The sequence below is a fragment of the Streptomyces sp. NPDC024687 genome (genome assembly GCF_055559055.1).
On the sequence record NZ_JBVHLJ010000007.1, the window covers coordinates 116,981 to 142,248 of the forward strand.

25 protein-coding genes and 2 pseudogenes are annotated in these 25,268 nt (G+C 70.5%); 18 read left to right on the forward strand and 9 right to left on the reverse strand.

All coding sequences use genetic code 11. The features are described 5' to 3' along the window. The 9 genes from ACZ39I_RS27015 to ACZ39I_RS27055 form a co-directional block, all read left to right on the forward strand. Nucleotides 1–279 (forward strand): hypothetical protein (locus tag ACZ39I_RS27015; RefSeq protein WP_467247124.1); only part of this gene is annotated, 279 nt, incomplete at its 5' end. A 64-nt stretch (nucleotides 280–343) separates the two neighbouring features. Next, nucleotides 344–964, forward strand: a complete 621-nt coding sequence (locus ACZ39I_RS27020) for a TetR/AcrR family transcriptional regulator (protein ID WP_467247126.1) — start codon at nucleotides 344–346, stop codon at nucleotides 962–964. Nucleotides 965–1,041: 77 nt separating this feature from the next. After that, a complete protein-coding gene (locus ACZ39I_RS27025) occupies nucleotides 1,042–3,279 on the forward strand; it encodes a molybdopterin oxidoreductase family protein (RefSeq protein WP_467247128.1) in 2,238 nt (745 codons plus the stop codon). Nucleotides 3,280–3,417: 138 nt separating this feature from the next. Continuing rightward, complete coding sequence (locus ACZ39I_RS27030; RefSeq protein WP_467247130.1) at nucleotides 3,418–4,851, forward strand: CitMHS family transporter; 1,434 nt, start codon at nucleotides 3,418–3,420, stop codon at nucleotides 4,849–4,851. A gap of 47 nt (nucleotides 4,852–4,898) precedes the next feature. After that, the gene (locus ACZ39I_RS27035; protein WP_467247132.1) at nucleotides 4,899–6,137 is read left to right on the forward strand and encodes an MFS transporter; all 1,239 of its coding nucleotides are present in this window, start codon (nucleotides 4,899–4,901) and stop codon (nucleotides 6,135–6,137) included. Nucleotides 6,138–6,238: 101 nt separating this feature from the next. Next, on the forward strand, nucleotides 6,239–6,898 hold the full coding sequence (locus tag ACZ39I_RS27040; RefSeq protein ID WP_467247134.1) for a hypothetical protein: 660 nt from the start codon (nucleotides 6,239–6,241) through the stop codon (nucleotides 6,896–6,898). After that, nucleotides 6,885–7,652: a class F sortase gene (locus ACZ39I_RS27045; protein WP_467247136.1), complete on the forward strand. Its 768-nt coding sequence runs from the start codon at nucleotides 6,885–6,887 to the stop codon at nucleotides 7,650–7,652. The genes ACZ39I_RS27040 and ACZ39I_RS27045 overlap by 14 nt, the downstream gene beginning before the upstream one ends. A gap of 172 nt (nucleotides 7,653–7,824) precedes the next feature. Beyond that, nucleotides 7,825–9,162, forward strand: a complete 1,338-nt coding sequence (locus ACZ39I_RS27050; RefSeq protein ID WP_467247138.1) for an ABC transporter ATP-binding protein — start codon at nucleotides 7,825–7,827, stop codon at nucleotides 9,160–9,162. Between the two features lie 163 nt (nucleotides 9,163–9,325). Next, entirely contained in the window at nucleotides 9,326–9,481 is a 156-nt protein-coding gene (locus tag ACZ39I_RS27055) for a hypothetical protein (protein ID WP_467247140.1), read from the forward strand. Nucleotides 9,482–9,498: 17 nt separating this feature from the next. Here the strand turns inward: ACZ39I_RS27055 and ACZ39I_RS27060 are convergent. The 3 genes and pseudogenes from ACZ39I_RS27060 to ACZ39I_RS27070 all read right to left on the reverse strand — a co-directional run. Next, nucleotides 9,499–9,746, reverse strand: a pseudogene (locus ACZ39I_RS27060) (IS110 family transposase); the annotation flags it as partial. Between the two features lie 57 nt (nucleotides 9,747–9,803). Further along, a pseudogene (locus ACZ39I_RS27065) lies at nucleotides 9,804–10,064 on the reverse strand (IS110 family transposase); the annotation flags it as partial. Nucleotides 10,065–10,324: 260 nt separating this feature from the next. Then, entirely contained in the window at nucleotides 10,325–11,020 is a 696-nt protein-coding gene (locus ACZ39I_RS27070) for an NPCBM/NEW2 domain-containing protein (protein WP_467247142.1), read from the reverse strand. A 1,499-nt stretch (nucleotides 11,021–12,519) separates the two neighbouring features. Here ACZ39I_RS27070 and ACZ39I_RS27075 point away from each other — a divergent pair. From ACZ39I_RS27075 to ACZ39I_RS27090, 4 genes are all read left to right on the forward strand, one after another. Further along, entirely contained in the window at nucleotides 12,520–12,678 is a 159-nt protein-coding gene (locus ACZ39I_RS27075) for a DUF3574 domain-containing protein (protein WP_467247144.1), read from the forward strand. Between the two features lie 127 nt (nucleotides 12,679–12,805). Then, nucleotides 12,806–14,194: an aldehyde dehydrogenase family protein gene (locus ACZ39I_RS27080; protein WP_467247145.1), complete on the forward strand. Its 1,389-nt coding sequence runs from the start codon at nucleotides 12,806–12,808 to the stop codon at nucleotides 14,192–14,194. 11 nt (nucleotides 14,195–14,205) lie between these two features. After that, nucleotides 14,206–15,285: a Zn-dependent alcohol dehydrogenase gene (locus tag ACZ39I_RS27085; RefSeq protein WP_467247146.1), complete on the forward strand. Its 1,080-nt coding sequence runs from the start codon at nucleotides 14,206–14,208 to the stop codon at nucleotides 15,283–15,285. Nucleotides 15,286–15,412: 127 nt separating this feature from the next. Next, nucleotides 15,413–16,741, forward strand: coding sequence for an MFS transporter (locus ACZ39I_RS27090; RefSeq protein WP_467247147.1), 1,329 nt, complete (start codon nucleotides 15,413–15,415; stop codon nucleotides 16,739–16,741). On the opposite strand, the gene ACZ39I_RS27095 is transcribed toward ACZ39I_RS27090, so the two are convergent. From ACZ39I_RS27095 to ACZ39I_RS27105, 3 genes are all read right to left on the reverse strand, one after another. Further along, a complete protein-coding gene (locus tag ACZ39I_RS27095) occupies nucleotides 16,727–17,662 on the reverse strand; it encodes a DMT family transporter (RefSeq protein ID WP_467247593.1) in 936 nt (311 codons plus the stop codon). The two genes, ACZ39I_RS27090 and ACZ39I_RS27095, sit on opposite strands and share 15 nt — an antisense overlap. Before the next feature lie 71 nt (nucleotides 17,663–17,733). Further along, entirely contained in the window at nucleotides 17,734–18,453 is a 720-nt protein-coding gene (locus ACZ39I_RS27100; protein ID WP_467247148.1) for an ArsR/SmtB family transcription factor, read from the reverse strand. 35 nt (nucleotides 18,454–18,488) lie between these two features. Next, nucleotides 18,489–19,130, reverse strand: coding sequence for a TetR/AcrR family transcriptional regulator (locus ACZ39I_RS27105; protein WP_467247150.1), 642 nt, complete (start codon nucleotides 19,128–19,130; stop codon nucleotides 18,489–18,491). Between the two features lie 76 nt (nucleotides 19,131–19,206). On the opposite strand from ACZ39I_RS27105, the gene ACZ39I_RS27110 reads away from it, so the two are divergent. The 3 genes from ACZ39I_RS27110 to ACZ39I_RS27120 all read left to right on the forward strand — a co-directional run bounded on the left by ACZ39I_RS27110 (nucleotide 19,207) and on the right by ACZ39I_RS27120 (nucleotide 21,759). Next, nucleotides 19,207–20,361: an acyl-CoA dehydrogenase family protein gene (locus ACZ39I_RS27110; RefSeq protein WP_451476550.1), complete on the forward strand. Its 1,155-nt coding sequence runs from the start codon at nucleotides 19,207–19,209 to the stop codon at nucleotides 20,359–20,361. Between the two features lie 60 nt (nucleotides 20,362–20,421). Next, on the forward strand, nucleotides 20,422–20,709 hold the full coding sequence (locus ACZ39I_RS27115) for a YiaA/YiaB family inner membrane protein (protein ID WP_352390909.1): 288 nt from the start codon (nucleotides 20,422–20,424) through the stop codon (nucleotides 20,707–20,709). Nucleotides 20,710–21,132: 423 nt separating this feature from the next. After that, nucleotides 21,133–21,759, forward strand: a complete 627-nt coding sequence (locus ACZ39I_RS27120; RefSeq protein ID WP_403659217.1) for a TetR/AcrR family transcriptional regulator — start codon at nucleotides 21,133–21,135, stop codon at nucleotides 21,757–21,759. Between the two features lie 4 nt (nucleotides 21,760–21,763). Here the strand turns inward: ACZ39I_RS27120 and ACZ39I_RS27125 are convergent, their stop codons facing one another. Next, nucleotides 21,764–22,225 carry a MaoC family dehydratase gene (locus ACZ39I_RS27125; protein WP_467247152.1) on the reverse strand — a complete coding sequence of 154 codons (462 nt, stop codon included), beginning with the start codon at nucleotides 22,223–22,225 and terminating at the stop codon, nucleotides 21,764–21,766. 106 nt (nucleotides 22,226–22,331) lie between these two features. Between ACZ39I_RS27125 and soxR the strand changes: the two genes are divergently transcribed. Both soxR and ACZ39I_RS27135 read left to right on the forward strand, forming a co-directional pair. Then, complete coding sequence (soxR, locus tag ACZ39I_RS27130; RefSeq protein ID WP_467247154.1) at nucleotides 22,332–22,799, forward strand: redox-sensitive transcriptional activator SoxR; 468 nt, start codon at nucleotides 22,332–22,334, stop codon at nucleotides 22,797–22,799. A gap of 149 nt (nucleotides 22,800–22,948) precedes the next feature. Next, entirely contained in the window at nucleotides 22,949–23,683 is a 735-nt protein-coding gene (locus ACZ39I_RS27135; protein WP_467247155.1) for a hypothetical protein, read from the forward strand. On the opposite strand, the gene ACZ39I_RS27140 is transcribed toward ACZ39I_RS27135, so the two are convergent. After that, nucleotides 23,629–24,351, reverse strand: coding sequence for a 3-keto-5-aminohexanoate cleavage protein (locus ACZ39I_RS27140; protein WP_467247156.1), 723 nt, complete (start codon nucleotides 24,349–24,351; stop codon nucleotides 23,629–23,631). The two genes, ACZ39I_RS27135 and ACZ39I_RS27140, sit on opposite strands and share 55 nt — an antisense overlap. Nucleotides 24,352–24,441: 90 nt before the next feature. Then, nucleotides 24,442–25,044 (reverse strand): hypothetical protein, encoded by a 603-nt coding sequence (locus tag ACZ39I_RS27145; protein ID WP_031043581.1) that lies wholly within the window; start codon nucleotides 25,042–25,044, stop codon nucleotides 24,442–24,444. Nucleotides 25,045–25,268: the final 224 nt, after the last annotated feature.

A 25,268-nucleotide genomic window follows, 5' to 3' on the forward strand; every position in this document is an offset into this window, starting at 1 on the left:
GCAGCGGAACCGTCGCTCACGACGAGCCCCAGCACCGGCGTGGCCGCGGACGTGCAGCCCCTCGCGGGCGCAAGCCTCCCCGGCTCGCAGGTCGGCATCCGTAGCGCGGCAGCGGAACCGTCGCTCACGACGAGCCCCAGCACCGGCGTGGCCGCGGACGTGCAGCCCCTCGCGGGCGCAAGCCTCCCCGGCTCGCAGGTCGGCGCCCGTACCGCGGCAGCGGAACCGTCGCTCACGACGAGCACCGGCGTCGGCGCACGCCCCGGCGGTGGGCGATGAGTGTCGCAGGCCCCCGGAGCCGTACCAGGGGGCAGGGTTCACCGGACCGCGGCGGAAAGGCATCATGAAGCCCGTGCCCCAAGCGACCTCGCTTCGCCGCGCCCCCGTGCAGCGGCGCAGTGCCGAACGGCTGACCAGAATCCTCGACGCCTGCGCCGACCTCCTCGACGAGGTCGGCTACGACGCCCTCAGTACCCGCGCCGTCGCCCTGCGCGCCGGCGTGCCCATCGGCTCGGTGTACCGCTTCTTCGGCAACAAGCGGCAGATGGCCGACGCCCTCGCCCAGCGCAACCTCGAGCGTTTCACGGCCGGCGTCACCGAACGCCTCAAGGAGTCGGGCGAGGAAGGCGGCTGGCGCAAGGCGATGGACGTCGTCCTCGACGAGTACCTCGCCATGAAGCGCACCGCCCCCGGCTTCTCCCTCGTCGACTTCGGCAACCAGATCCCCGTCGGCGCCCGCCACGCCGAACCCAACCACCGCGTCGCCGACCGTCTCGCCGACCTCCTCTCCGGCTACCTCTCCCGCGAACCCGACGACGATCTGCGCCGCAGCTTCCTCATCGCCGTGGAAACCGCCGACACTCTGGTCCACCTGGCCTTCCGGATGGCACCCGAGGGAGACGAAAGGATCATCCAGGAGGCTCGGGAATTGCTGCGGGCCTACCTGGCGCGGGTCCTGGACTGACCCTCCGCACCCCCTCCCCTCCATCCCTACCGGTCGGTATGCTCATCGGGACAGGCACCGCTGCCCCGGGAGGACCCGTGTCCCGCACCGCTCTGCGTATCTGCCCCCTGTGCGAGGCCACCTGTGGTCTGACGCTCACCATCGAGGGGACCCGGGTCACCGGCGCCCGCGGGGACCGAGACGATGTGTTCAGCAAGGGGTTCATCTGCCCCAAGGGAGCCGCCTTCGGCGCCGTCGACGCGGACCCCGACCGGCTGCGCACCCCCCTCGTACGACGGGACGGGGAGCTGCGCGAGGCCACCTGGGAAGAGGCCTTCGACGCGGTCGCCGCCGGCGTCCGGGCAGTCGTCGACGGGCACGGGGCGAACTCCGTCGGGGTCGTCCTCGGCAACCCCAACGTCCACACCATGGCCGGCGCCCTCTACCCGCCGGTGCTGCTCTCCGGCCTAGGCACCCGCAGCGTCTTCACCGCCTCCACGGTCGACCAGATGCCCAAGCACGTCTCCAGCGGGCTGCTGTACGGCGACGCCAACGCCATCCCCGTGCCCGACCTCGACCACACCGACCACCTGCTCCTCATCGGCGCCAACCCCCTGGAATCCAACGGGAGTCTGTGCACCGCCCCCGACTTCCCCGGCAAGCTCAAGGCGCTCAAGGCCCGCGGCGGCACCCTCACCGTCATCGACCCCCGCCGCACCCGCACCGCCAGGCTCGCCGACCGGCACATCGCCGTCCGGCCCGGTACGGACGCCCTGCTGCTCGCGGCGATGGCGTACACGCTCTTCGAGGAAGGCCTCGTGGACACGGGGGAGTTGACGCCTCATCTCCAGGGGATCGATGAACTCCGGTCGGCTCTCGGCGATTTCACGCCGGAGGCCGTCGCCGGGCCCTGTGACGTTGACGCCGTCGTCATCCGCACCCTCGCCCGCGAACTCGCCGCCGCCCCCACCGCCGCCGTATACGGCCGCATCGGCAGCTGCACCGTCCCGCACGGCACCCTGGCCAGCTGGCTCGTCGACGTGCTCGACATCCTCACCGGCAACCTCGACCGGCCCGGCGGCGCGCTCTTCCCGCAGGCCGCCACCGACCGGACACCCCGGCCCGCCGGACCCAGTCACGGATTCGCGCTCGGGCGCTGGCACTCCCGGGTGAGTCAACACCCCGAGGCGAAGGGCGAGTTGCCGCTCTCCGCGCTCGCCGAGGAGATCGACACCGCGACCCAGGAGGGCGAGCCGATCCGGGCCCTCGTCGTCGTCGCCGCCAATCCCGTGCTGTCCGCCCCCGACGGCGACCGGCTCGACAAGGCCCTCGGCTCGCTCGACTTCATGGTCAGCGTGGACCCGTACCTGAACGAGACCTCGCGCCACGCCGACGTCGTGCTGCCCCCGCCCCCGCCCTCCCAGAGCCCGCACCACGACTTCGCCTTCAACACCCTCGCCGTGCGCAACCAGGTCCGCTACACCCGCCCCGCCGTTCCGCTGGAGCCCGGCCGGATGGCGGAGACGGAGATCCTCGCCCGGCTGATCCTCGCCGCGACCGGCATGCACGGCGCCGACCCCTCCGCCGTCGACGACCTGGTCATCGGCCAGACCCTCGGCAAGGCCGTCAAGGACCCCCACTCGCCCGTGCACGGCCGCGAGCCGGGCGAACTCACCGCCGAACTCGCCGGCGACACCGGCCCCGAGCGGCGGCTGGACATGATGCTGCGCCTCGGCCCCTACGGCGACGGTTTCGGCGTACGGCCCGACGGCCTGAGCCTCACCAAGCTGCTCGCGCATCCGCACGGGATCGACCTCGGACCGCTGAGGTCCCGGCTGCCGCAGCCGCTGAAGACCCGCAGCGGCAAGGTCGAGTTGCTGCCGCAGCCGATCGCCGACGACCTCCCCAGGCTGCGCGAGGCCCTGCGGCACAAGGCCGACGGGCTCGTCCTCATAGGCCGCAGGCACCTGCGCTCCAACAACAGCTGGATGCACAACGTCCCCGCCCTCACCGGCGGCACCAACCGCTGCACCCTGCACATCCACCCCGAGGACGCCGGCCGGCTCGGCATCGAGGACGGCTCGGCGGTACGGATCAAGGGCGCCGGGGGAGAGGTGGTCACCGAGGCCGAGGTCACCGACGGGGTGCGCCCCGGCGTGGTCAGCCTGCCGCACGGCTGGGGCCACGACCGGCCCGGCACCCGGCTCGGCCACGCCGCCAAGGACCCCGGCGTCAACGTCAACCAGCTCCTCGACGGCAGCCTGCTCGACCCGCTCTCCGGCAACGCGGTCCTCAACGGCATACCGGTAAAACTGGCCGCCGTAACGACCCTGTGAGCAGCGCAAAGCTGTGACCAGCAGTTTTGCGCTTATTGCTCGCATGTCAACGTCTTGTTAACGCCGCTTGACGAGTCCTAACGTCATCGCACTGCCGACTCCGGTGGGAGTTCAAGGGCGAACGTTAGGTATCCACTCATGCTGACCATCCTCGGCTTCGCCATGATCGCGACCTTCCTGGTCCTGATCATGCTGAAGAAGATGTCGCCGATCGCGGCGCTCGTGCTGATCCCGGCACTGTTCTGCGTCTTCGTCGGGAAGGGCGCCAAGCTCGGTGACTACGTCATCGACGGCGTCACCAGCCTCGCCCCCACCGCGGCGATGCTCATGTTCGCGATCGTCTACTTCGGCGTGATGATCGACGTCGGCCTCTTCGACCCGGTCGTCCGCGGCATCCTGAAGTTCGCGAAGGCCGACCCGATGCGGATCGTCGTCGGCACGGCGGTCCTCGCCGCGATCGTCTCCCTCGATGGCGACGGCTCGACCACCTTCATGATCACCGTCTCGGCGATGTACCCGCTGTACAAGCGCCTGAAGATGAGCCTGGTCGTGATGACCGGTGTCGCCGCCATGGCCAACGGCGTGATGAACACGCTGCCCTGGGGCGGCCCGACGGCCCGCGCCGCCACCGCGCTGAAGCTCGACGCCAGCGACATCTTCGTCCCGATGATCCCGGCCCTGGCCGTCGGCCTGCTGGGCGTCTTCGTCCTCTCGTACGTGCTCGGCAAGCGCGAGCGCAAGCGGCTGGGCGTGCTCACCCTGGACGAGATCCTGGTGGACGAGAAGGTCGAGACGAAGGTCGAGGAGACCGAGACGGTGCTCGTGGGCGCCGGCGGCTCGGGCTCCGGCTCCGGCTCGAAGACGCCCGTGGCCACCGGCGGCTCCGGTTCCGGCACCGACGCCGAGGACGAGGCCGGCGACGCGGCGCGCTTCCAGGTCCTCGACCCGAACCGCGCCACCCTGCGCCCCAAGCTCTACTGGTTCAACGCGCTGCTCACGCTCACCCTGCTCACCTCCATGATCATGGAGTGGCTGCCGATCCCGGTGCTGTTCCTGATCGGCGCCGCACTCGTGCTCACCGTGAACTTCCCGCACATCCCCGACCAGAAGGCCCGCCTCGCCGCCCACGCCGACAACGTCCTCAATGTCTCCGGCATGGTCTTCGCCGCCGCCGTCTTCACCGGCGTCCTCCAGGGCACCGGCATGGTCGACCACATGGCCCGCTGGATGGTGGACGTCATCCCCGAGGGCATGGGCCCGCACATGGCGCTCGTCACCGGCGTCCTGAGCCTCCCGCTCACCTACTTCATGTCCAACGACGGCTTCTACTTCGGTGTCCTCCCGGTCCTGGCCGAGGCCGGCGCGGCGCACGGCGTCACCCCGCTGGAGATGGCCCGCGCCTCCCTGGTCGGCCAGCCGCTGCACATGTCGAGCCCGCTCGTCCCGGCCGTGTACGTCCTGGTCGGCATGGCCAAGGTGGAGTTCGGCGACCACACCAGGTTCGTGGTCAAGTGGGCCGCGCTCACCTGCCTGTTGATCCTCGGGGCGGGCCTCCTCTTCGGGATCATCTGATCCACGGCATCCGCTCCGACTCTTCAGTTCCACGGAGGACTTGAACCATGGCGCCCGGTGGGAACCGCGGCTGGCTGCTCCGCCTCGTCATCGCCTTCAGCTTCGCGCAGGGGGCGGTGTCCATGGCCCGGCCCGCCGTCTCCTACCGGGCCCTCGCGCTGGGCGCGGACGAGCGGGCGATCGGTGTCATCGCCGGTGTGTACGCACTGCTCCCGCTGTTCGCGGCGGTCCCGCTGGGCCGCCGTACGGATCACGGGCGGTGTGCGCCGCTGCTGCCCGTCGGTGTGGTCCTGATCTCCGGTGGCTGCGCGCTCAGCGGCCTCGCCGACTCCCTGTGGACCATGGCGGTCTGGAGCGGGGTGATGGGCCTCGGACACCTCTGCTTCGTCATCGGCGCCCAGTCGTTCGTCGCCCGCCAGTCCGCCCCGCACGAACAGGACCGCAACTTCGGCCACTTCACCATCGGCGCCTCCCTGGGCCAGCTGATCGGCCCGGTCGCGGCGGGCGCGCTGATCGGCGGCTCCGACAGGGCGGGCACGAGCGCGCTGGCCCTGCTCGTCTCGGGCGCGGGAGCGGCGGTGGCGTTCACTTCGCTGTGGCGCATCGAGCACCGCGAAGCGGCGGCCAAGTCCCGTACCGGGCAGGGCGATCGGATCCCCGTCGGGCGCATCCTGCGGACCCGGGGCGTGCCCGGGGGCATCTTCATGAGTCTGTCCGTGCTGTCCGCCACGGACATCCTCACCGCGTACCTTCCGGTGGTCGGCGAGCACCGGGGCATCGCCCCCTCGGTGATCGGTCTGCTGCTGAGCCTGCGCGCGGCGGCCACGATCGCCTGCCGTCTGGTACTGACCCCGCTGCTACGGCTGCTGGGGCGCGCGGTGCTCCTCACCGTGACGTGTCTGCTGGCGGCCGTGCTGTGCGCGGGTTTCGCGCTGCCGGTCCCGGTGTGGGCGCTGGCCGTCATGCTCGCCCTGCTCGGTTTCTGCCTCGGCGTGGGACAGCCGCTGTCCATGACGACGGTCGTCCAGGCCGCCCCCGACGGTGCCCGCTCCACCGCCCTCGCCCTGCGGCTGACCGGCAACCGCCTCGGCCAGGTCGCCGCACCGGCCACCGCGGGCCTGGTCGCGGGTGTGGCGGGCGTGGCCGCGCCCTTCGTGATGCTCGGGACATTGCTGCTGCTGTCCGCAGGGGTGGCGCTGCGGTCGCCGGGGCAGCCCGAGAGGACCGGACCGGCCGCGGGGAAGCGGCCCAAGCGTCCGGGATTGCGCCGCACGAGCGATATCTGACGGCGCGCCGGGTGCCGATGCGGCCGACCGTCGCGCGCATGAAGGAGAGTGCTGCCGAAAGAGCGATTTGTATGGAAATCGTCTGAATCGGAGGAGCGCGCATGCCCACCCTGACACTCCCACGTACCTTCCGCGTCCGAGCGGGCGCCACGGTCGTCCTCACCGCCCTCGCCGCGGCCGGCGCGTCGTGGGTGGCGGCGCCGACCGCGTCGGCCGCAGGTGAGAACGGCGACATCAGGATCCACCACGTGGGCGTGCCGTTCGGCGTCTCGAAGGATGATCCACGGGTCTGCAAGTTCTACCTCGACGCCGTCAACTTCGACGTCCTGACCACCATCGCCTACACCATCACGCCCCAGCCTCCGCTGCCCACCGCCGCCACCGTCGCCGGCACCATCCAGCTCGCGGGCGGCGCCGGTCACACCGACCCGCTGGGGGTGGCGGACGGCCAGTACAAGATCACCTGGATCGTGGCGGGCGCCCCCAAGGAGAAGGTCTTCCGCGTCAACTGCCACGACGGCAAGCGCGACGCGGAGCGCCGGCCGGGCGACCAGATCGAGGACCAGCAGCGCGAGGGCGGGGGCTGGGAGCAGAACGAGTCCGGCGGCCCGAAGGGCGGCGTGCACGCGGGTGGCGGCGGTCTCGTCGACACCGCGGCCGCGTTCGCGCCGGTGACCGCCGCGGGGGCCGTCGGCCTGGTGGCGGTCGGCGGTGCCGCGTACTTCCGGCTGAACCGCCGTCGGCCCAATGGCGCCGCGTAGGCGCAGACGCAGGCCCTGGTACCGGACCCGCGCCTACCGCCTCACCAGGACGGCTCTGCTCACGGTCGTCCTGGTGACGGTGGGGGTCCGGTGTACGGGTGACGACCGGTCGACCGCGCCGGACTGGCCGGACGGTCCGGACACCGTGGCGGCCGCCGGGCCGGACGCGGAGGGAGCCGACGGGCCGGACGCGGAGCAGACCGGTGGGACGCCTCCCTCCGCCCGCCCCGAGCCCACCCGCACGCCCCCGCCCCGCCCGCTGTCCCGGTCCCGGCCGACGGCCTTCCGCATTCCGTCCCTGGGCATCGACGCGCCGGTCACGGGTCTCGGGCTCACCAAGGGCCGCGAGTTGTCGACACCGCCGGTCGACAAGCCGAAGCTCGTGGGCTGGTACCAAGGCGGTCCCACGCCCGGCGAGTCGGGCACCGCGATCGCCGTCGGCCACCGCGACACCAGGACCGGCCCCGCGGTCTTCGCCGCGCTCGCCCAGGTCAAGCCCGGCAAAGTGATCGAGGCGGCACGCGCGGACGGCCGTACCGCCGTCTACACCGTGGACCGGGTGAAGGTCTTCGACAAGGCGGGCTTCCCCGACAAGGAGGTCTACGGCCCCGCCCGGCGCCCGGAACTGCGCGTGATCACCTGCGGTGGGCTCTTCAAGTGGCGGACGGGCTACACCAGCAACGTCGTCGTCTTCGCCCACCTCACCCGGACCCGCGAGCCGCGGTCGCCGCCGAAAGATGCGACGGCGCGCTGAATCCGACCGTCCGTTATCTCGCAGGCTGGACCCGAGCGCCCGATCCCGCCCAGTCTCTTCCCCAGGCCGCATGCATTCCGTTAACTTCCGTGACTCACAGCCCCGTACGACCCGCACGGGGCCTCTCGACCGCGGAGCACCAGCGCCTGATCCAGCCCCCGGGGGCACCGTCATGACACGCGCCATATCTCTGCACCACGTGAGCAAGACCTACACCCGGGGAAGCCGGGTGGTGGACCGGCTCTCGCTGGACATCGCGCCCGGCGAGTTCCTCGTCCTGCTCGGCCCCTCCGGTTGCGGAAAATCCACCGTGCTCAGGATGATCGCCGGGCTGGAGGAGATCACCGAAGGCCAGCTCAGGCTCGACGGCGAATACGCCAACGACCTGCTGCCCGCGGAGCGGAAGATGGCGATGGTGTTCCAGAACTTCGCCCTCTACCCGAACATGACCAGCCGGGGGAACATCGGCTTCCCGCTGCGCATCGAGGCGCCCGACGAGGACCCCCGGGCCCGTGTGGACGCCACCGCCCGCATGCTGGGCATCGAGGACCTCCTGGACCGCTATCCGGGCCAGCTCTCGGGCGGTGAACGCCAGCGCGTGGCGATGGGCCGGGCGATCTCCCGCCATCCCTCCGCCTTCCTCATGGACGAGCCGCTGTCCAACCTCGACGCCAAGCTCCGCAACCATCTGCGCGCCGAAATAGCCGGTCTCACCCGGCAGTTGGGCGTCACCACGGTCTACGTCACCCACGACCAGGCGGAGGCGATGTCGCTCGGCGACCGCGTCGCCGTGCTGCGCGGCGGAGTCCTCCAGCAGGTCGGCACCCCGCGCTCGGTGTACTCGCTGCCCCGCAACGTCTTCGTCGCCGCCTTCATCGGCACCCCGCGCATCAACCTCCTGCGCGGGCTGGTGCGGGCCCCGTTGGACGGAGCGATGACCATCAGTCTCGGCAAGCAGTACCTGCGGCTGCCCGAACCCCTTTCCCTGGACCACCAGTTGCTCCGGGTCCAGCAGGGCCGTGAGGTGATCGTGGGCCTGCGTTCGGAGGCGATCCGCATCGCCAAGCCGGCCTCCGCCCGCCCCGGGGAGATGCCGATCACCGGCCTGGTGGAGCACATGGAGTTCCAGGGCCACGAGGTCCTCGTCCACTTCAACACCGGCTCCCGCCCCGCTCTGGTCCCCGACCTGGAGGCCCCGCGCCCCGCTCCGCGCCCGCCCCGGCGCCGCCGCCGCGAGGGAACGGTCCTGGAGCGTCTGCGGGATCGCGCGGGCTCCCTGCGGGCGGGCCCGGTGGTGGTCCTGGAGGACCCGCCGGACGCCGCCCCCGAACCCGCCCTCTCCGACGCCCGCCTCCCGGGGGACCTCGTTGTCCGCACCACCCCGGACATCGACCTCCGCCGCGGCATGCAGGTCCCGCTCCTCGTCGACATCTCCCACCTGTTCGTCTTCGACCAGCACGGCGAACGCATCTGCCCGTCCCCGGACCACCTGCCGGACCTCGACGAATGAGGACCCGGGGGCCCCTATGTGTTTGGTCAAGATCGAAGGCCAATAGGTTCGTGTGGTCGAGGGCGGGCCGAGCCTTAGGGGTGTGCATGGGTGATAGCCAGGTGACGATCAAGCTCACGAGTGACGAGGCACTGGTGCTGTCGCACTGGCTGGAGAAGCACAGATGACGGACCTCAGTCGTGTTGTCGACGATCCGGCGGTCTGGGCGCCGATCCATCGGATCGCCGGAACGCTCGACAAGGCGCTTCCCGAGCTGTTCTCGCCTGATGATGACCAGCAGCTTGAGGCCGCTCGTCAGAGGCTGCGGCCGGAGGACTGATCGAGCGGTCTCACTCCTCACCGAGCTGCGGCGGGCTGGGGTTCGTAGAAAGTTCCGTCGCGGAGCATCGCGAACAGAACGTCGGCCCGACGGCGGGCGAGGCAGAGCAGAGCTGGGTGTGGTGCTTGCCCTGGGCGATTTTCGTGTCGTAGTAGGCCCGGGACGCGGGGTCGCCCAGAGCGGCGAAGGCGGAGAGGAAGAAGGCCCGTTTGAGCTGCTTGTTTCCTCTCCGGGAGGGCCGCGTCCGCGATGATGAACGCTCCCTCGCGTCCGTCTTCGCCTCACCTGGACAGAGGTCGGCGATCCGCCGCATCGTCAGACCCGGCAGACAGGCAACCGGGCAGCCCATGTCCCGGGCGACCGCCAGAGGAAGAGCCCCGATCGAGGCTGGCTGATCGACCACGACCAGCACTGTTCCGTGCTTCGCTTGCAGCTTGGCGAACAGCTCCCGAAGCTTGGGTGCGGCGTTGGGAAGCCGCTGGTCGAACGCCTTCTTTCCGACCTGAGTGACGGCGGTGGCGTGGTGTTCGCCCCTGCCGACATCCAGGCCGAGGAAGACGTCGATGTCGCCGGTGTCGATCACGTGCGGGCCCCTCCATCACGCTTTCGTCCGGCCTTGCCAGGGCACCGAGCTGCCACATCCACGTTACGGAGAGCTCTTCCGGCTCGGGCGAAGCCGGTGCTCAAGCCCCTCATCAGCGGTCCGTCGATGCGTCCGGACCCGGTGACACCACCCCCCGGATCATGAACAACAAGGGGGGAAGTCATGCCGGACCCGAAGGCCGGAGGCCCCATTGCGGAGCCACGAAAAAGATAACGGGGGAGGCTGTCGCAATAGCCTGGTTACTTACTCAACTCGGCATTTCCCCATGCGGCATAACCGGCATTACTGCACAGCCCCATGTCGCCCTGGGTGAAGACCATGTTGAGCTTCAGCTCGATAGCGTCCGAGACATCGACCGGCTTGGGGGTCGTGGCCTTGAATTTCGTGGCACGGTATTGTGGGCCGACCTGAGTGCCATCGACAAAGATCCGGAAGTACACTACGGCGTCTGAATCCGTGTCGGATGTCAGCCCCAAGGTCGTGCTGAATTCCCGCCAAGCTCCTTTCAGGTTGTAGGTGATGTCTCCTTCCCTTCTGCACCCTCCAATCCGTGTGTAGATGCTATTGGTGTAGTCGGTTCCCGCGAGGTTGACGCTCCCGTCAGAGAGGGAGCCGCCTGAAATTCTGTCCTCGTCCATTTCGGACAGGTATTTCCTTGCTTGAGCGAGGGAGACCGTCGGTGCGGATGAATCCTCACCACCCTCTCCTGGCGATTCCCCAGCGGTTTCTCTGAGTGAAGGTGACGCCGAAAGCAACTCGGACGGATAAGGGGAAGATTTTGGCGTCGGTGAAGGTGAATTCGAAGTCGAGGCGGTTGCAGCTGGAGCCTTGGCCTCGTTGCTTCCATCCTTGTCCAGCAGCCCGGGGAGGATGGTGATGCATGCGGCGATGATGGCAGCGATAATGGCGGCAATCCCCCCGATGACAGCCGCCATGTGCTGCTTCCACCACGGGTCACTGTTCGGGCCAGGTGAAGGAGGAGTGGGCGCGGGATTCGTCACGTGGTTTTCCTTGCAGCTCGCCAGGAACTGAGTCCCCCTCAGATCGGTCGAGACGGTACGCGACCCTGGAGCGTAGCGCTCCAGGGTCGAAGGTGTTGTTACATGGCCGTTACCTGCTGCGCGTCACGGCGTTGGCCAGTAAATCCCGGCGACCGCGCTCAATCGCGGATTCGATCCGGTTGCAGGGAATGATAGGGCCGTCTGTCACGTCACCCAGGACCGGAAAACAGCCGTTTTCGAAGGTGCGCCGAATCGGTTGAGCCGTGCGTTCATCTACTTCATGGATAGGTTCGTCCAGTCGGCCACCCATCCTGTGGAATCTTGCCCCCGAGCCGCGATGGCCCAGAGTTTTTTAGATCGGTTGAGCGTTCGGCGACGGCGCGTTCGGCTTTCGAAGATCTTTGCTGGACAGGAACCAACATTGGCCACAGATGCGTCAAACTGTCACCAGGGGGCCACGCGCGACAGTTGGTGCAGGTCGCCCCGATCACCCCCATCGGCCGCGCAAGGGCGCACGACCGCAGGACGACCATGAGCCAGAACAACCCCCCGTCGGACGGGAACAGCGGCGGCAGCAATACAACGGCCATGCGAGCTGCGTACATCGCAGCAGCCATCAGCGCTAGCGGAGGAATCATCGCCGCTGTCATCACGGGGGGGCTTTGGCCATCTCAGGGACGACGGCAAGTCTGAAGCCGCGCCTTCGTCTTCCTCCCCTTCGGCGACCTGGTCGATCAGCGCCAGGGCTGAGAAGCCGGTTGAGCCGTCCCCTTCCTCGACCGGGTCTGAAGGGTCTCCGACTGACGGGACTTCGAGGGGGTCGGAATCGATCACCAACCTCCAAGGTGCCTCCAACGAAGGTTGGATCGAGACATGCCAGGGTGAACAGAAGCTGCGTTGGAGCAATCTGGACGCGACCTCCCGACTCACCTTCATCGCCCCGGTTCCGCACGGCATCAAGAACATGGGGGGCGGCGTCCGCGAGCAAGCCGCGCAGTCCCTTGGCCCCTCCCCGGGGCCGGATGGGCAGCGGCTGGTGGTCAAGTCTGGTGACTGGGTGTGCGTCGCCCACCGATGCGGGCCGCTCGGCACTCCTGAAAATCCGCGTGGTTGCATCAGCAGGGGACAAGAGTGACGTCATCGCTGACGCGACCGTGTGGAGCGGTCCGCGAGCCACCTGACACCGGGACAGCTGCCGACCGCGGCGCTGGTTGATCGCCGCCTGCACCTCCGAGACGGGACGGCCGTAGGTCGCTTGGGAGGACTGTCATCCCAGGCTGCCCGGACCGGCCGGGTCCACCGTCGCCAGCGTGGCGCCAGTCGTCGTGGCGGCTGAATGTCCATGAACGCCTGCTGCCCGCCCGTCCCGGGCGTGCCTGCGCCACCCTCGCCGAGGCCGGCTCCTCGGCACCGGAGCGCGGGGCTCGGTGGTCATGGGCCGGCAGTTCACGGCCTTCGCCGACGAGGAGGTTGCGCCCAGCCTCCCGGAGGGTCTGACCGTTCGGAGTGGGCGCGGGAAGTGGTGGGACGTGAGTGGGAAGATCGAGACGGAGCGGTCGTCCGAGCTGATCGTGCTCTATCCGGTCAGGTAGGTTTCCGCGAGCCACAGCTTCTGATGACCCCGGACGGTCCGGCCTCGCCCTGGCGCCAGAAAACTATCGTCGCTAGTTTATGAGACCGGACGACGACACGACACGGCCCAGCCCGGGAGGACGCACCATGAAGGCGCACGACGGCATGTACATCGAGGGCGAGTGGCGCCCGGCCACCGGCCCGGACGTGATCGAGGTCGTGAACCCGGTCGACGAGCAGGTCATCGCACGGGTCCCGGCCGGCACCGCCGAGGACGTCGACCTCGCCGTACGGGCCGCCCACGCCGCCCTCCCGGCCTGGGCCGCGACCGCTCCGGCCGCACGGGCCGCCCGCCTGGCCGCCCTCCGGGACGTCCTCGCCGCGCGCCAGGACGAGATCGCCGAGACCGTCACCGCCGAACTCGGCTCGCCGCTGAAGTTGTCGCAGAACGTCCACGCGGCCGTGCCCGTCGCGGTCGCCGCCTCCTACGCCGAGCTCGCGGCCACGCACCCCTTCGAGGAGAAGGTGGGCAACTCCACGGTCCATCTGGAGCCGGTCGGCGTGGTCGCCGCGATCACGCCCTGGAACTACCCGCTCCACCAGATCGTCGCCAAGGTCGCGCCGGCCCTCGCCGCGGGCTGCACGGTCGTCCTCAAGCCCGCCGAGGACACCCCGCTGGTCGCCCAGCTCTTCGCCGAGGCCGTCCACGAGGCAGGCGTCCCGGCCGGTGTCTTCAACCTCGTCACCGGGCTCGGTCCGGTCGCGGGCCAGGCCCTGGTCGAGCACCCGGGCGTCGACCTGGTCTCCTTCACCGGCTCCACCGCGGTCGGACGGCAGATCGGCGCGAGTGCCGGTGCCGCGCTGAAGAAGGTCGCCCTGGAGCTCGGCGGCAAGTCCGCCAACGTCATCCTGCCGAGCGCCGACCTCGCCAAGGCGGTCAACGTCGGTGTCGCCAACGTGATGTCCAACTCCGGCCAGACGTGCAGCGCCTGGACGCGGATGCTCGTCCATCGCGAGCAGTACGACGAGGCCGTGGAACTCGCCGCCACCGCCGCCGCGAAGTACGGGGAGCGCATCGGACCCGTCGTCAACGCCAAGCAGCAGGCAAGGGTGCGGAGTTACATCGAGAAGGGCGTGGCCGAAGGAGCCCGGCTGGTGGCGGGCGGCCCCGAATCCCCGCGCGAGCAGGGCTACTTCGTCGCCCCGACCGTCTTCGCCGACGTGACGCCCGACATGACGATCGCGCAGGAGGAGATCTTCGGCCCGGTCCTGTCCGTCCTGCGCTACGAGGACGAGGAGGACGCCCTGCGCATCGCCAACGGCACGGTCTACGGCCTCGCGGGCGCCGTCTGGGCCGGCGACGAGTCGGAGGCCGTGGCCTTCGCCCGCCGGATGGACACCGGGCAGGTCGACATCAACGGCGGCCGCTTCAACCCCCTTGCTCCGTTCGGTGGTTACAAGCAGTCCGGGGTGGGCCGCGAACTCGGCCCGCACGGTCTCGCCGAGTACCTCCAGACCAAGTCCCTCCAGTTCTGAGGAGCCTTCCCGTGGTTCGTGCCGCCGTCCTTCCCGCCGTGGGCGCTCCCCTGGAGGTCACCGACATCGACCTCCCGGACCCCGGCCCCGGTCAGGTCCGGGTCCGCCTCGCCGCCGCCGGGGTCTGCCACTCCGACCTGTCCCTGTCCAACGGCACCATGCGCGTCCCCGTCCCGGCCGTCCTCGGCCACGAGGGCGCGGGCACGGTCGTCGCCGTGGGGCAGGGAGTCACCGGGGTGCTGCCCGGCGATGACGTGGTCCTCAACTGGGCCCCCTCCTGCGGCAGTTGTCACGCCTGCTCGCTCGGCGAGGTGTGGCTGTGCGCCAACGCCCTCAACGGCGCCGCCGACGTCTACGCCCGCACCGCCGACGGCACCGACCTCCACCCCGGCCTGAACGTCGCCGCGTTCGCCGAGGAGACCGTCGTCTCCGAGTCCTGCCTCCTGCCCCTCCCGGACGGCATCCCGCTCACCGACGCGGCCCTGCTGGGCTGCGCGGTCCTCACCGGCTACGGCGCCGTCCACCACGCGGCACGGGTCCGGGAGGGCGAGACGGTCGCTGTGTTCGGCGTCGGGGGCGTGGGTTTGGCCGCGCTCCAGGCCGCCCGGATCGCGGGGGCGTCGACGATCGTCGCGGTCGATGTCTCCCCGGAGAAGGAGGAGTTGGCGCGCACGGCGGGCGCCACGGAGTACGTCGTGGCCTCCGAGAACACCGCCCGCGAGATCAGGGGCCTGACCGCGAAGCAGGGCGTCGATGTCGCCGTCGAGTGCGTGGGCCGCGCCTCGACCATCCGCACGGCCTGGGACTCCACCCGCCGCGGCGGCCGTACGACGGTCGTCGGCATCGGCGGCAAGGACCAGCAGGTCACCTTCAACGCCCTGGAGATCTTCCACTGGGGCCGCACCCTCGGGGGCTGTGTCTACGGCAACTCCAACCCCGCCGAGGACCTCCCGGTGCTCGCCGGGCACGTCCGGGCGGGCCGCCTCGACCTCGGCTCCCTGGTGACGGAGCGGATCGCGCTGGACGGCATCCCTGCGGCGTTCGACAACATGCTGGCGGGCAAGGGCGGCAGGGCGTTGGTGGTGTTCTGAGCGGCGGCTGCCCGGAGCCCCGTCTCGGGTGCTCCGGGCAACCATCCCGCACAACCGTTGACCCCATACCGTCCGGTCAGTATGTTCGCCGCCAACGTCCCCACGCACCCACCGGAGTGTGCACCGCATGGACACGGCCCCTTCCGCTCACCCCACTTCCATAGCCGCGCCGGCGTCTCCCCACCGCCGTCGCGTCGCTACCGCAGCCGCCCTCGCCTCCGCCGTCGAGTGGTACGACTACTTCGTCTTCGGCATCGCCGCCGCCCTCGTCCTCGGCGATCTCTACTTCCCCTCGGGCAGCTCCACTGCCGGCGTCCTCGCCGCCTTCGCCACCTTCGCCGTCGGCTTCCTGGCCCGCCCGATCGGCGGCATCGTCGCCGGCCAGATCGGCGACAAACGCGGCCGCAAGCCGATGCTGGTCCTCACCCTCACGCTCATGGGCATCGCCACCACCGGCATCGGCCTCCTGCCGACCTACGACACCATCGGTGTCGCCGCCCCGATCCTGCTGGTCCTGCTGCGCGTCGTGCAGGGCGTCGCGGTCGGCGCGCAATGGGGCGGCGCGATGCTGCTGGCCACCGAGTACGCCCCGGAGGGCAAGCGCGGGCTCTACGGCAGTGTCGTCCAACTGGGCGTGCCCATCGGCGTGGTGACCGCCAACACGGTCTTCCTGCTGGCCGGCGCCTTCACCACCGACGCCGGGTTCGCGGCCTGGGGCTGGCGCATCCCCTTCCTCATCGGCCTGTTCGTCCTCGCACTCGCCTGGTACATCCACGCCAAGGTCGAGGAGACCCCTGAATTCCGCCGGGCGGAGCTGGAGTTGGCCGAACAGGAGCAAACCGCGCCCAACTCCCCGCTGCGCATGATCCTCCGCCACCACCTCGGCACGGTGCTGCTAGCGGGCGGTTCCTTCGCCGTGAACACCGCGACCTTCTACATCCTGATCACCGGTGTCCTCGACTACACCACCCGCGAACTCGGCATGAAACGCAGTGCCGTTCTCACCGTCTCGCTCTGCATCAGTCTCACCCAGCTGGTGCTGATCCCGGCCGCCGCCGCGCTCTCCGACCGCCTCGGCCGGATCCGGATCTACGCCCTCGGCGCGGCCGGCATCGCCCTGTGGGCCGTACCGATGTTCCTGCTGATCGACACCGGCTCGCTGCTGTGGCTGGCGGTCGCCACCTTCGTCGCCGGGTGCTTCCTGAGCATCATGTACGGGCCCCAAGCCGCCCTGTTCGCCGAGCTGTTCACGCCCGAGATGCGGTACACGGGCGCTTCTCTCGGCTACCAGATCGCCGCCGTGCTCGGCGGTGGGCTCGCGCCCTTCCTGATGGTGCTGCTGCTGGAGACCACGGACACCTCGATGGCGGTGTCCGGGTACATCATCGGGCTCTCGGTGATCGCGCTGCTCTGCATCAAGGTCCTTGCGGGCAGGGCGCGTTCACGCGGCGTCTGACGCCTTCTCGGGCTGCGGCCCCGGTGCCGTCACCGGGGCCGCAGCCGCCCGCGCGCGGGAGCGGGACACCGCCACGCCCGCCAGGCACAGCGCCCCTCCCGCGAGCGTGAACAGACCCGGGACCTCACCGAGCGCCAGCCACGACATCAGGACGACCAGGGCGGGGACCGCGTAGGTGGTCGCCCCCATCCGCGCGGCGGTCGTACGGGCCAGGGCGTAGGCCCAGGTGGTGAAGGCCAGGGCGGTCGGGAACACGCCCAGGTAGACCATGTTGAGGGTCGCCGAGACGGGGGCGTCGGCCGCCTCCGACACCAACTGGCCGGCGAACGGAAGGCAGACGACGGCACCGATGAAGCACCCGAACGTCGTCACCTGCAGCGGTGTCGCCGAGCCCAGTGCCGGCTTCTGTGCGACGACCCCGCCGGCGTAGGCGACCGCCGCGAGCAGGCACAGGACCACGCCGAGTACCGAGGAGCCGCCGTCGTCCGACATCGACAGGCCCACCGTGACCGCCCCGGCGAAGGAGACCGCCATTCCGGCCAGCAGGCGGGGTGGCATCGCGTCCCCCAGCAGGCGCGCGCCGAGCAGGGCGATCAGGATCGGGCCGATGTTCACCACCAGGGCCGCGGTGCCCGCGTCCACCTGCTGCTCGCCCCAGTTCAGGACGACCATGTAGAAGCCGAACCAGAGGACGCCGGAGATCGCGATACCGCGCCAGGCCGCTCGGGGTGGCCGTCCTTCCCGTCGTACGAGGCAGATCGCCCCCAGGGCCAGGGCGCCCGAGAGGAGGCGGCCGAGGGCGAGGGCCCCGGGGGAGTAGGCGTCGCCCGCGCTGCGGATCGAGACGAAGGCGGAGGCCCAGAGGACGACGGTGACGGTGGCTGCGCCGGCTGCGAGGAGTTCGGTGCGGCGGTGGTTCATCATGCTCCTGAGGTTAGGAAGGGAAGAGGGTCAAAAGCTCGCGGATTTCGGACGGGCCGTCCCTGAAGGCCTCAGCGGAGCGTCTCCGCGTCGATTCCCAGGAGCTCGGCGAACGCCCGTTCTCCCGTCGTTGTCACCTTCACCGCTCGCTCCGAGCCGATGCGGACACACCAGCCCTCGTCCAGCGCGTGCCTGCACAGAGCCGCGCCGGCCACCCCGGCCAGGTGCGGGCGGCGTTCCGTCCAGTCGAGGCAGGCCCGGGCCAGGGGGCGGCGGCCGTTGTGGTCGAGCGGGATGCCCACGTCCCCGAACCACGCCAGGCCCGCGTCCGTCAGGGCGAAACCCGTGTCCTGACGCAGGAGTTGACGGGACGTCAGCGCATCCGTCACCGCGATGCCCAGTCGCCCCGCCAAGTGGTCGTAACACGTGCGGCCCCGGGCCATCGCCGAGCCCGCGCTCGACTCCCGCAGGTTCCGCGGGCGTTGTGCTGTGTCCGGGGCGACCTGCGCCGCGAGATCCTCCACCAGGTGGGCCACCCTCGGGTCGGCCAGCCGCACGTAACGGTGGCGGCCCTGCCGCTCCTCGGTCAGCAGCCCGCCCGCTACCAGCTTGCCCAGGTGCTCGCTCAGGGTCGATGCGGCCACACCCGCGTGCCGGGCCAGCTCACCCGCCGTCCAGGCCCGGCCGTCGAGCAGGGCCAGGAGACAGGCGGCCCGGGTCTCGTCGGCGATCAGGGCGGCGAGCCTCGCCAGCCGGAGTGCCTGTGGGTCCTCGGTCATGCGTCCCAGCATGGGGCAGGGACACTTCGGCGCCCACCGAAATATGCCTACGCGGTGCGTCCGACCTGCTCGTACTGCTGGGCAAGACCGTCCAGCAGAGCCCTGAGCCCGGTCTCGAACGCCCGCTCGTCGATCTTCTCCTGCTGTTCGGCGAGGAGGTGCGCCTGGCCGAGGTGGGGGTAGTCCGCGGGGTCGTACGCGCTCGCGTCGTCGACGAAGCCCCCGGCGAACGAACCGAGCGCGGAGCCCATGATGAAGTACCGCATCAACGCCCCGATGGAGGTGGCCTGCGCCGGCGGCCAGCCCGCGTCGACCATCGCGCCGTAGACCGCGTCGGCGAGGCGCAGCCCCGCGGGGCGGCGGCCGGGGCCCTGGGCCAGGACCGGGACGATGTTGGGGTGGTCGCGCAGGGCGTCGCGGTAGGAGAGTGCCCAGTCGTGCAGGGCGGTCCGCCAGGCCCGGCCGTCCTCGAACATCGACAGGTCGACCTGGGCGCTCACCGAGTCGGCGACCGCCTCCAGGATCTCGTCCTTGGTCCGGAAGTGGTTGTAGAGGGACGGGCCGCTGACGCCGAGCTCCGCCGCCAGCCGGCGCGTGGACAGGGCCGCGAGACCCTCCGCGTCCACGAGCGCGCGTGCCGTCTCGACGATCCGGTCGGTGCTGAGGAGGGGCTTGCGCGGTCGGGCCATGGCGCACATAGTAGGGCTGCGGAACAGAAACTAGCAGTGCTAATTTAATGGCGCCGCTCTCAAGTGAGGTGAACTCGTGGTCGACCTGGGGTTGAGTGAGGAGCAGGCAGCCGTCCGGCGGCTGGCGCGGGAGTTCGTGGACCGTGAGATCGCCCCCCACGTCATCGCCTGGGACCGCGCCGAGGAGGTGGACCGGTCCCTCGTCAAGAAACTCGGCGAGGTCGGCTTCCTCGGGCTGACGATCGACGAGGAGTACGGCGGCTCGGGCGGCGATCATCTCGCGTACTGCCTGGTCACCGAGGAGCTGGGGCGGGGTGACTCGTCCGTGCGCGGGATCGTCTCCGTCTCCCTGGGGCTCGTCGCCAAGACGGTCGCCGCGTGGGGGAGCGAGGAGCAGAAGCGGCGCTGGCTGCCCGGGCTCACCTCCGGCGCCTACGTCGGCTGCTTCGGCCTCACCGAGCCCGGCACCGGCTCCGACGCGGGCAACCTGGCCACGCGGGCGGTGCGCGACGGTGACGACTACGTCATCGACGGCACCAAGATGTTCATCACGAACGGCACGTGGGCCGACGTGGTGCTGCTGTTCGCCCGCTCGACGGACGCGCCCGGCCACAAGGGCGTCTCCGCCTTCCTGGTACCGACGGACACCCCCGGCCTCACCCGCCGCACGATCCACGGCAAGCTCGGGCTGCGTGGCCAGGCCACCGCCGAACTGGTCCTGGAAGGGGTGCGCGTGCCCGCCTCCGCGATGGTCGGTGAGGAGGGAAAGGGGTTCTCCGTCGCCATGTCCGCGCTGGCCAAGGGGCGGATGTCGGTGGCGGCGGGGTGCGTCGGCATAGCCCAGGCGGCTCTGGACGCGGCTCTGCGATACGCCGGCGAGCGCGAGCAGTTCGGCAAGCCGATCGCGGGGCACCAGCTGGTCCAGGAGCTGATCAGCGACATCGCCGTCGACGTGGACGCGGCCCGGCTGCTGACCTGGCGGGTGGCCGACCTGATCGACCGCGGGAAGCCCTTCGCCGTCGAGTCCTCCAAGGCCAAGCTCTTCGCCTCGGAGGCGGCGGTGCGCGCCGCGAACAACGCGTTGCAGGTGTTCGGGGGCTACGGCTACATCGACGAGTACCCGGCGGGCAAACTGCTGCGCGACGCGCGGGTGATGACGCTCTACGAGGGCACGAGCCAGATCCAGAAGCTGGTGATCGGGCGGGCGTTGACAGGGGTCTCGGCGTTCTGAGTACCGGTCTGAGTACCTGAGCGGATGTGGCCGGGGTCACGGACGGCCGAGACTCTGCTCATGAGCGACACACCAGTCAAGCAGCAGAACACGGCCGCCTTCTACGGTCAGGCCGTCGCCTCCTTCGCCGTGGCCATGGCAGCCACGGCCGCCGGCATCTTCCGCCTGAACGCCGACGCCTGGGTGCGGGGCTTCCTGGCGATCGCCGTCCTGTACCTCGTCACCTCCGCCTTCACCCTGGCCAAGGTCATCCGCGACCGCCAGGAGGCCGGCCAGATCGTCAGCCGGGTCGACCAGGCCCGCCTGGAGAAACTACTGGCCGAACACGACCCCTTCGAGAAGCTCTGACGGCGATCGCCGGAAGGGCCTGGCCTGCGGCCGGCTTCCAGGGGGCCGCGCAGGGGCTGATCTGATCGAGGCCTGGGCCCGACTCCAAGCACCTCCGTCGTGCCGGGCTTCCCGGGCGTTCGGCTCGGGCCACGGCGCCGGCTGTAGCGGGCCCGGCCCGGGCGCCGGGGCCGGGGCCGGGCCGGAGCCGTTCCCGTCGAGGCCCGTCCCCACCCGCTCCCGGCGGCCAACCCAGCCGCTGCCCCCAGCGGCCCCGACCGAGCAGCTCCCACCCCGCCGTCACTTCCACGCCGCTCAGCCCGCGCACGGCGCCCTCCCACCGCTCCGTACGCCCCGCACGCACACCCCCCTGAGCGGGCAGGCTAAGCGCTCGCTCAGGTTCGGCGGTATGGTGGGGGTTCTGACAGTGGAGAGGGGCGTGCGATGAGTACGGCGGAGGAGACGGCCGACGGCGAGACGTCGGCGTGGGGCGAGGTCACGCCCGACGCGGCGCGGCGGCTGCTCGTTGCCGCGGTGGAGGCGTTCGCCGAGCGCGGCTATCACGCCACCACGACCCGGGACATCGCGGGCCGGGCCGGGATGAGCCCCGCCGCGCTCTACATCCACTACAAGACCAAGGAAGAGCTGCTGCATCGCATCAGCCGGATCGGCCACGCGAAGGCGCTGGAGATCCTCCGGGTCGCCGCCCGCCGCGAGGGCACCGCGACCGAGCGGCTCACCGACGCGGTGAGCTCCTTCGTGCGCTGGCACGCGGGCGGCCGTACCACCGCCCGGGTCGTCCAGTACGAACTGGACTCCCTCGGCCCCGACGCCCGCGCCGAGATCCTCGACCTGCGACGGCAGTGCGACGCCGAGATCCGCGGGATCATCGAGGACGGCATGGCCTCCGGCGAGTTCGACGTGCTCGACGTGAAGGGCACCACCCTCGCCGTCATGTCGCTCTGCATCGACGTGGCCCGCTGGTTCAACCTCGACGGCCCCTGGACGCCCGACGAGGTCGGCGCGCTCGACGCCGACCTCGTGCTGCGGATGGTGGGAGCCACCAAGTAGCCGCCTACAGGTAGTACCGGGACACCGACTCCGCCACGCACACCGGCTTGTCGCCCCCCTCGCGCTCCACGCTGAAGGCGACCGTGACCTGGACCCCGCCCGCGACATCGTCGACGCCGGTGATCCGCGCGGTGGCGCGCAGCCGGGAACCCACGGGCACCGGCGCGGGGAAACGCACCTTGTTCGTCCCGTAGTTGACGCCCATCTTCACACCTTCGACCTTGATCAGCTGCGGTCCGAACAGCGGCAGCAGCGACAGGGTGAGATAGCCGTGCGCGATGGTGGTGCCGAAGGGACCCGCGGCGGCCTTCTCCGGGTCGACGTGGATCCACTGGTGGTCGCCGGTGGCGTCCGCGAACAGGTCGATCCGCTTCTGGTCGACCTCCAGCCAGTCGGTGTACCCCAGCTCCTCGCCCACCGCCGCCTTCAGGTCGTCGACCCCCGTGAAGATCCTCGGCTCTGCCATTCCCGGCCTCCTCGCCACATGATGTCTAAGCGACTGCTTAGCATGGTCGGCCGGGGAGCCCCTGTCAACGGACCGCGAGGGTGACGGCATGGGTAGGGTTCGAGGGGTGCCCCAGATTCCTGAGAAGATCCATGAACTCACGGTCGGCCAGCTCGCCGCCCGCAGTGGCGCCGCCGTCTCGGCCCTGCACTTCTACGAGTCCAAGGGCTTGATCAGCAGCCGTCGCACCACGGGAAACCAGCGCCGCTACTCCCGTGACGCGCTGCGCCGGGTCGCGTTCATCCGGGCCGCCCAACGCGTCGGCATCCCCCTGGCCACGATCCGCGACGCCCTTTCCGAACTCCCCGAGGAACGCACCCCCACCCGCGAGGACTGGGCCCGCCTGTCCGAGGCCTGGCGCTCCGAACTCGACGAACGCATCAAGCAGTTGAACCGCCTCCGCGACCACCTCACCGACTGCATCGGCTGCGGCTGCCTCTCCCTGGACTCGTGTGTCCTGTCCAACCCGGACGACGTGTTCGGCGACCGGCTGACGGGGTCCCGGCTGCTGCCGGAACGGCGGGCAGGTCGGTAGGACGAAGAGTGCCGGGGGTGGGCTGGGAGCACGTCACCGCCGGGCCGGGGCTTCGCAATCCACTGGTGCCGCGCGATCCGCGCCTGGTAGCGTCGCGATCTTCGGCCGACGGCGACACCGCGCCCGGAGTCCCGACAGGACCAACTCCCATGAGGTCAAAGGCCCTTGCCGCGGCCCTCGCCGACATCGACACCGTCTTCAACGGCTTCGCCAGTCCCACCGAGACCGGCTGCGAGCGGTGTTACCTGCCCGAGGAGACGGCATACCTGCGTACGCCGTACACGCGCGTGCCCGCCGATCTGGTCCGCCGGTTCGTCTTCGAGGGCCCCGGCCACTTCGAGGATCACGCGGCGGTGATGCGCCGCCTCCTGCCGCAGACCGCGCACGCCATGGCCGACGGCAGCCTGCGGGGCATCGGCTGGTCGGAGCACGGCCTGAACCGGGTGGACTGGCGGGCCTGGCCGCCCGAGCAGGCGGCGGCCGTCGAGGCGTTCGTGCACGCGTGGTGGGACGACACGCTCACGACGCCCGAGCCGCCGTACCCCGTCCCCGACGTGTTCGAGACCTGTGCCACGATCCTGGACGACCTGGTCCCGCTCCTCGACCGCCTGCGGGCACGGCCCGTCGCCGAGGCGCATGTCGTCAGTTGCGCGAAGACCTGGTTGTACGACCTGATCACCGACGACTCGCCGTTCAGCTGGTGGTATCCCGGCGGTGACGACTACCTCGTGGCCACGCTCCAGTCCTGGCTGGCAGCCCACGCACCCGCGTGCCTGCGCGCCCGGAACGAGCCCGACCTGGCGATCCGCGCCGAACTCCTCGCCCTGCCCTACGACGCCCGCTGGGCGCACCCGTACTGGACCAGTCCCTCGGTCACCAACTGAGCATTGGAGGTGGCTCGTCGGCCGTCCGGCAGGAGCAGGGTGTCCTCCAGGCCCACCCGGGTCGCGAGGCCCAGGCGGCCCGCCAGCCGCAGCACCGGCCAGGCGCCGGCGTCCTCGCCGTGCAGCAGCACCGGGCGGCCGTGGGCCGTGCCCAGCTCGCTGAGGAGGGTGCGCGCGGACGCCTCCGCCGCGTCGGTGTCCGTCACCTCCGCGAGCACGCGCAGCACCTTCGGCCCGAGCGCAGACACCGCGAACCGGGCCGCCGCGTCCGTGCCCGACCAGATGCCCGCCTCGACACCGACCCCCAGGTCGATCAGCGCGGCGGCGATCTCCTCGGCGCCCGGCTCGTGCCAGTTCACCGAGGCGTGGTCGGGCAGCACGGTCCAGCCCCGGACACGGGCGAGCCGGGCCGCCGGGTCAGGTTCCGCCCAGGCGCCGGTCGTCACACCGACCGGGACCGACACCCGCTCCCGGATCGCCTCAAGTGTCGCCGCGACCACCCGCGGCGACAGACTGTCCCCACCGCAAGGGGACTTGGGGTGGACATGGATGTCCGTGGCGCCCGCCGCGACGGCCTCGGCCGCCGCCTGCGCCATGGACTCGGGAGTGAGCGGCACCGCCGTCCCGTCGGCGGCCCCGCGCGGGCCGTTGAGACACACCTGCACCATTCCTCGATGGTGCCAGGCGGCACCGACAGTTCACCACCGTCAAAGAGGGGGTGCGGCATCCCCGGCGCACCCCCGGTGCGCCCACACGCTCTAGGCCGACATCAGCAACCGTCCGCGCCTGGCGTCCGCCAGGGCCTCGGGTGTGAGCACGGGCCGCGGCACCAGGATCCCGCAGTCCACGCAGACCGGCCCGGTCGAGGGTTCATGGTCCAGTTCGTACTTCCAGACGAGCCGCTCCCCGTCGCACACCGGACACACCGCGCCCGGCTCGCGCTCCAGCGCGGAGATCAGCCTGCGCAGCACCTCGGCCAGCGAATCATCGGGGTGCACCCGGGGGTCGTCGCACCATGCGACTCCGAACCCGCCCCAGGTCAGCCGGTGCCAGTCGTCCACACTGCCCGGCCTGCGCAACCCGTCGTGCTTCTCCTTCTTGCGCCGCTCGGCGAACTCGACCTCGTAGGCCAGCCAGACCGAACGCGCCTCCTCCAGCTCCTCCAGTGCGGCCACGAGCCGCGCTGGGTCCGGGGAGCGGTCCTCGGGACCGAATCCCGCCCGGGAGCACAAGTGGTCCCAGGTCGCCCTGTGCCCGTAAGGAGCGAACCGCTCAAGGCACTTGCGCAGCGAGTAGCGCCGAAGCGCCAGATCGCACCGCGGATCCCGCACCTGTCTCGCCAGACTCCGGAAACCGGCCATCGCCCTGCACCTCCGTCACACCTGCACCTGTACTTCGGTCACTTCGGCGTTGTCACCGAGCGGACTTCGCTCGGCGTTGCCGAATAGACGTATCGACAAGCGATTTGGCTCCATCCGATTTCCGATGCCCCCCATAAGTTGGAGAACCCCTGCCAAAACTTGACGCATGCTCATCTTCAATCCCGGGGATACCGGCGGTAACGTCCGGCCACGCCCCCCGTCGG